The 6,032-nt window shown below is 74.1% G+C and carries 7 protein-coding genes; 5 read left to right on the top strand and 2 right to left on the bottom strand.

The features are described from left to right. Both E1266_RS34820 and E1266_RS34825 read left to right on the top strand, forming a co-directional pair. Positions 1–352, top strand: a 352-nt coding sequence (locus E1266_RS34820; protein ID WP_132054460.1) for a response regulator transcription factor, incomplete at its 5' end; no start/stop codon positions are given. Then, a complete protein-coding gene (locus E1266_RS34825; RefSeq protein ID WP_132054462.1) occupies positions 349–1,512 on the top strand; it encodes a GAF domain-containing sensor histidine kinase in 1,164 nt (387 codons plus the stop codon). The genes E1266_RS34820 and E1266_RS34825, both read left to right, overlap by 4 nt. Here E1266_RS34825 and E1266_RS34830 read toward each other — a convergent pair. Further along, positions 1,499–2,695, bottom strand: a complete 1,197-nt coding sequence (locus E1266_RS34830) for a saccharopine dehydrogenase NADP-binding domain-containing protein (protein ID WP_132054464.1) — start codon at positions 2,693–2,695, stop codon at positions 1,499–1,501. The genes E1266_RS34825 and E1266_RS34830 overlap by 14 nt on opposite strands. 122 nt (positions 2,696–2,817) lie before the next feature. Between E1266_RS34830 and E1266_RS38530 the strand changes: the two genes are divergently transcribed. Then, entirely contained in the window at positions 2,818–2,994 is a 177-nt protein-coding gene (locus tag E1266_RS38530) for a hypothetical protein (RefSeq protein ID WP_165966330.1), read from the top strand. Here E1266_RS38530 and E1266_RS34835 read toward each other — a convergent pair. Continuing rightward, a complete protein-coding gene (locus E1266_RS34835; RefSeq protein WP_132054466.1) occupies positions 2,951–3,904 on the bottom strand; it encodes a LysR substrate-binding domain-containing protein in 954 nt (317 codons plus the stop codon). The genes E1266_RS38530 and E1266_RS34835 overlap by 44 nt on opposite strands. 207 nt (positions 3,905–4,111) lie before the next feature. On the opposite strand from E1266_RS34835, the gene E1266_RS34840 reads away from it, so the two are divergent. Together E1266_RS34840 and E1266_RS34845 are read left to right on the top strand one after the other, a co-directional pair. After that, positions 4,112–5,545: a form I ribulose bisphosphate carboxylase large subunit gene (locus E1266_RS34840; RefSeq protein WP_132054468.1), complete on the top strand. Its 1,434-nt coding sequence runs from the start codon at positions 4,112–4,114 to the stop codon at positions 5,543–5,545. Between the two features lies 1 nt (position 5,546). After that, positions 5,547–5,975, top strand: a complete 429-nt coding sequence (locus E1266_RS34845; protein WP_132054470.1) for a ribulose bisphosphate carboxylase small subunit — start codon at positions 5,547–5,549, stop codon at positions 5,973–5,975. Positions 5,976–6,032 lie beyond the last annotated feature (57 nt).

A 6,032-nucleotide genomic window follows, 5' to 3' on the forward strand; every position in this document is an offset into this window, starting at 1 on the left:
GGGCGGGTACCTGCTCAAGCGGGTGGACGGCCCGGAGCTCGTCCGGCGGCTGGAGGAGGTCGCGCAGGGCGAGACGGTCGTCGACGCGACGCTCGCGGGCCGGATGGCGGTCACCGCGGCCCGGCTGACCCGCGGCGAGTTCTGGCCCGGCGCCAACCGCGGCCTCACGCAGCGCGAGAGCGAGGTGCTGTCGCTGCTGGTGGGCGGCCTGTCCAACAAGGCGATCGCGGCGCGGCTCGTGCTGAGCGAGGAGACCGTGAAGAGCCACCTGCGCGCGCTCTACCGCAAGCTGGAGGTGACCGACCGGTCCGCCGCGATCGCCGTCGCGCTGCGCGAGGGGCTTTTCCGGTGACGGGCGCCGGGCCGCTGGAACTGCTCGCGGACCGCGGGACCGACCTGCTCGTCCGCGTCGTGGCGGCTGCCTGCTCCGCCCGCGAGCTGCCGCGGATGGCCGAGGAGCTGGCCGGGCTGGTCGTCCGGTCGGCGCGGGCGCTGACGTTCTGCGACGTGTACGTCCTGGCGGAGGACGAGCGCGTCCTGGAGTGGAAGGGCCCGCCAGTCCCGCTGGGGGAGGGCGACGTCGGCTGGGTCGCCGCGCACGGCCGGCCCCGCCGGCACCCGGACGGGCGCGGCGCCGCGGTCCCCGTGCACAGCGAGGGCACCGTGATCGCGGTCATCGACGTCCGCTCGGCCGGGGCGCCGCCGCCCGAGGACCTGGAGCTCGTCACCGCGCTCGCCGGCCTGTTCGCGCCCGTGCTGTGCTCGTGCCGCCGGCTGCGCACCGCCCGCGAGCGCGAGCACTCCGCCGAGCGGTTCGCGGAGCGGGCCGTGCAGGCGCAGGAGGCCGAGCGGTCCCGGCTGAGCCGGGAGATCCACGACGGCATCGCGCAGCGGCTCGCCAGCCTCGGCTTCCACCTGTCGGCGGCCGAGCGGGCCATGCCCGAGCACCACCCCGAGGGACTCGCCCAGATCATGGTGGCCCGCCGGCTGTGCGAGCTGGCGGCGGCCGAGACCCGCGCCGCGATCGGCGGGCTGCGCCCGCCCGTGCTGGACGACCTGGGCCTGTCGGCGGCGCTGGCCACCCTCGCCCGCGAGGCGGGGGACGGCCCCGGCCCGTCCGGCCCGCTCGACGTGACGGTGACCGTCGAGGGCGAACTGGAGGACGCGCTGCCCGACCACGTGCAGACCGCGCTGTACCGGATCGCGCAGGAGGCGGTCGGCAACTGCCTGCGGCACGCGCAGGCGACCTGCGTCGACCTGCTGCTGGAGCACTCCCACGACCGGGTCAGGCTGAAGGTCCGCGACGACGGGATCGGGTTCCCGGTGCGGGACGTCCTCGGGCAGGGCGGCCGCGGAAGCCGCCCCGACTCCTACGGGCTGCGCGGCATGCGCGAGCGCGCCGAACTGCTCGGCGGGCGGGTCGCGGTGACGAGCAGGCCCTCGGCCGGGACGACCGTCGAGGCCGTGATCCCCATCCCCGGGCGGCACCGGGGCGGGGTCAGTCCGTCCTGAGGACCCGGAAGGCGATCCCCGCCCTGGTCAGCCGCTCGATGAGGGCGTCGCCCATCGCGGCGGCGGTCGTGACCTGCCCGGCGGTCTCCGGGAGGTCGTCATGGGCGAGGCACAGCGCCGACTCGGCGAGCATCTTGGCGGTCTCCCCGTAGCCGGGGTCGCCGCCCGCGACCTCGGTGACCACGCGCCGGCCGCCGCCCTCGCCGACGAACTTCACGCTGAACCAGTTGCGGGCGCGCTGCTCCGCGGACGGGCCCTCGCCCGGCGCGCGGAGCCGCAGCAGCAGCCCGCGGGTCGGCCGCAGCGCCGCGAGGACGGCCACCGCCCCGGCGCCCGCCGCCATCCCCGCGGCGACGGGGAGCCGCTTGACGGCGACGTAGTGGCCGTAGGAGAAGTCGGGGCCGTAGCGGTCCAGGGCGGCCGCGGAACGGACGACGATCTGCGGGTCGAGGGTGGGCAGCGGCAGCGTCCAGCCGCCCGCGAGCCGGGCCTTCGGCGCCGGGCGCCGCGAGACGCGCACCCGCCGACCGGCGGGCCGCTCCTCCAGCGCGCGGCGCTCCCGCTCGGCGCGCACCAGGCCCGCGGGGTCGGCGAACACGCCGATCGCCGAGTGCAGCGTGCCGCCGGACGCGTCCGCGCGGGCGCGCACGAACCCCTCGACGTGCAGCGGGACGCCCTCGGGGAGTTGCTTCACCGTGAAGTAGGCGCCGAGGTCGTGGGGGACGGAGTCGAACCCGCAGGCGTGCACGATCCGCGCACCGCTGCGCTCCGCCTCTCGGTGGTACTTCACGTACATCTGGTCGACGAAGTTCGGCTCGCCGGTGAGGTCCACGTAGTCGGTCCCGGCGCGCGCGCACGCCGCCACCAGCGGCTCGCCGTACTTGGCGTACGGGCCGACGGTGGTGATGACGACGCGCGCCGAGTTCGCGACGGCCTCGATGGACGCGGTGTCGCCGCTGTCGGCGTGCAGGAGCGGGAGGCCGGCGCACGCGGGGTCGATCTCGGCCAGCCGCTCGCGGACGGCCGCCAGCTTGGCCTCGTTGCGTCCGGCGAGGGCCCAGCGCGTGCCGGGATCGGCGTGCCGGGCCAGGTACTCGGCGGTCAGGGCGCCGGTGAACCCGGTGGCGCCGAAGAGGACCAGGTCGTACGGGCGGTCCGGGCCGGGCTTTCGGTCGGCGGTCATCGTTGCCCCTTTCGCGGTTTCCGAACCCGATTCTGTCCTGTCCGGTGCCGTTCGTGCGCGGTGGCGCGGCGATGTGAGCGACCGCACTCGTCTAGGGTTTGATCAGTCGAGGGGGTGGTGGCGTGACCGGGCTGGCCGTGGCGATGGATCTCGCCGCCGTGGGCTACTTCGCGGGCTTCCTGTTCCTGGTGACCCGCCGGGAGACCGTCCCGGGGGGCGAAGGCGGCCGGACCGTCGCGATGATCCTGATCGCGGTCAGTCTCGCCCTGCTGTCGGTGCCGCTCTGGAGCCTCCCATAGCCTCGGCGGCGCCTTCGTGCCCGTTTCGATCCGGCCCGCCGCCGCCCGGCGCACTCCAGCCCGGGGCGTCCAGCAGGTGCCGGACGAACAGCAGCGTCGTCGCGGACGGCGCGGCCCCGCCCACCGCGTGCCAGGGCCGGTCCAGGGGCATCCCCGGCGCGTCGACGACGACGAGGCGTCCCGCGTCCAGCTCGGCCCCGACGGCGTCCCGCGAGACCAGCGCCACCCCGAGCCCGGCCGCCGCGCCCGCGATCACCGCGCCGTTCGAGCCGAGGACGAGCCGCGGCGGCGACGCCTCCCGCTCGGCCAGGTAGGCGTCCGCGCTCGCCCGCGTCCCCGAACCGGGCTCGCGCATCACCCACGGCGTGCCCGCCGGCGTGAACCCGTCCGCGAGATGCGGCGCGCCCACGACGACCAGCTCGTTCGGGCGCCGGGCCAGGACGGTCGCCGCGAGCCCGGCGGGCGGGCGCCCGGCCAGCACCAGATCCGCCTCGTGCGCGGCCAGGCTGCTCCACACCTGGCGGCGCGGCCCCACCTCCAGCGTCAGCTCGACGTCCGGCCAGCGCCCCCGGAAGGAGGCGAGCAGCTCCGGGAGGAGCTGGTCGGCGGCCGTCGTCACCGCCGCCAGCCGCAGCGTCCCGCGCCCCGGGTCGGCCGCGCCGCGCGCCGCGGCCCGCCCCTCCTCCAGCAGCCCTAGGACCTGCCGCGCGTACCCCGCGTAGGCGGTCCCGGCGGGGGTCAGCCGCAGCCCGCGCCCCTCCTTCCGGACGAGCGGGACGCCGAGCTCGCGGGTCAGCGCCGCGACCGCCGCCGACACCGCCGACTCCGTGACGTACAACCGCCGCGCCGCCGCCCGCACCGACCCCGTGTCGGCGAGCGCGACGAACGTCCGCAACCGCGCCTCGGTCACCCGCCCGCCCTCCTCGCCCAAGTGAATGCTTAATGGTCACCGTAGAACACTTGATGGACATTACAAGTGTCGGGGGGCGAAGCTCGAACTGTTCACGGTCCACGTGGCCGGGACGCGGCGCCCGCCCCGACCCCTGGGGCATGCCGTCCTTCACCGGGGCGGGCCGCCGCGCCCCGTGATCCGACCTCGGGCTTAAGGAGAGCGGCGATGAGCGCAGGCAGATGGTCGGCGGGCGTGATCCCCTACGCCGAGATGGGCTACTGGCGCCCGGACTACCAGCCGAAGGACAGCGACATCCTCGCCGCCTTCCGGATCACCCCGCAGGAGGGCGTCCCGCCAGAGGAGGCGGGCGCGGCGGTCGCGGGCGAGTCGTCCACCGCCACCTGGACGGTGGTGTGGACGGACAGGCTCACGTCCTACGAGAACTACCAGGGCAAGTGCTACAGGGTGGAGCCCGTCCCAGGGCAGGAGAACCAGTTCATCGCCTACATCGCCTACGACCTCGACCTGTTCGAGGAGGGGTCGATCGCGAACCTGACGTCGTCCATCATCGGGAACGTCTTCGGGTTCAAGGCGCTGAAGGCGCTGCGCCTGGAGGACATGCGGATCCCCGCCCACTACGTGAAGACGTTCCAGGGCCCCGCGCACGGCATCGTCATGGAGCGCGAGTACCTCGGCAAGTTCGGCCGCCCGCTGCTGGGCGCGACCGTCAAGCCGAAGCTCGGGCTGTCCGCGCGCAACTACGGCCGCGTCGTCTACGAGGCGCTCCGCGGCGGCCTCGACTTCACCAAGGACGACGAGAACATCAACTCCCAGCCGTTCATGCGCTGGCGCGACCGCTTCCTCTACTGCATGGAGGGCGTCAACCGCGCGCAGGCCGCGACGGGCGAGGTCAAGGGCCACTACCTCAACGTCACCGCCGGGACGATGGAGGACATGTACGAGCGCGCCGACTTCGCCAAGGAACTCGGCAGCGTCATCGTGATGATCGACCTCACCATCGGCTACACGGCCATCCAGTCGATGGCCAACTGGGCGCGTAGGAACGGCGTCATCCTGCACCTGCACAGGGCGGGCCACTCCACCTACACGCGCCAGAAGAGCCACGGCGTCAACTTCCGCGTCATCGCCAAGTGGATGCGGCTGGCGGGCGTCGACCACATCCACGCCGGGACGGTCGTCGGCAAGCTGGAGGGCGACCCGAACAGCGTCCGCGGCTACTACGACACCCTCCGCCTGGACAGGGTGGAGGCCGACCCCGTGAAGGGCCTGTACTTCGACCAGGAATGGGCGTCGATGCCGGGCACGATGCCCGTCGCGTCCGGCGGCATCCACGCCGGCCAGATGCACCAGCTCCTGCACTACCTCGGCGAGGACTCGATCCTCCAGTTCGGCGGCGGGACGATCGGCCACCCGATGGGCATCGCGGCCGGCGCCACCGCCAACCGCGTCGCGCTCGAAGCGATGATCAAGGCGCGGAACGAGGGCCGCGACTACCTCACCGAGGGCCCCGACATCCTCCGCGCCGCCGCCAAGAACAGCCGCGAGCTGGACGTTGCCCTGTCCACCTGGGGCGACATCACCTTCACCTACGAGTCCACCGACACACCCGACGTCGTCGAGACCCCAGTGAGCGTGTGACATGCGGATCACCCAAGGAACCTTCTCCTACCTGCCCGACCTCACCGACGAGGAGATCACCGCGCAGGCCGGCTACGCCCTCGGCCAGGGCTGGCCGTGCTCGGTCGAGTTCACCGACGACCCGCACCCGCGCAACTCCTACTGGGAGATGTGGGGCCTGCCCATGTTCGACCTCACCGACCCGGCCGGCGTCCTGTACGAGATCAACGAGTGCCGCAAGGCGTACCCGGGCCACTACATCCGGCTGAACGCCTACGACGCGAGCTACGGGCGGCAGACGACCGCGCTGCAGTTCATCGTCCAGCGCCCGGCCGAGGAGCCCGGCTTCCGCCTCGACCGCGAGGAGACGTCCGACCGGCGCGTCCGCTACACCCTCCACCCGTACGCGCTGGACCGCCCCGAGGGCGACCGGTACGGGGCGGGACGTTGAGCGAACGCCCCGGTTTCGGGATGCGCCAGAACGGCTCCCCGGCGGCCGCTCCCACCC

Origin of the sequence: Actinomadura sp. 7K534, assembly GCF_004348575.1 — a bacterium.
GTDB lineage: Bacteria > Actinomycetota > Actinomycetes > Streptosporangiales > Streptosporangiaceae > Spirillospora > Spirillospora livida.

Excerpts from the sequence above, each read along its gene's own strand:
- E1266_RS34830 (WP_132054464.1), bottom strand. The coding sequence starts at position 2,695 with ATGACCGCCGACCGAAAGCCCGGCCCGGACCGCCCGTACGACCTGGTC.
- E1266_RS34840 (WP_132054468.1), top strand. The coding sequence starts at position 4,112 with ATGAGCGCAGGCAGATGGTCGGCGGGCGTGATCCCCTACGCCGAGATG.
- E1266_RS34845 (WP_132054470.1), top strand. The coding sequence starts at position 5,547 with ATGCGGATCACCCAAGGAACCTTCTCCTACCTGCCCGACCTCACCGAC.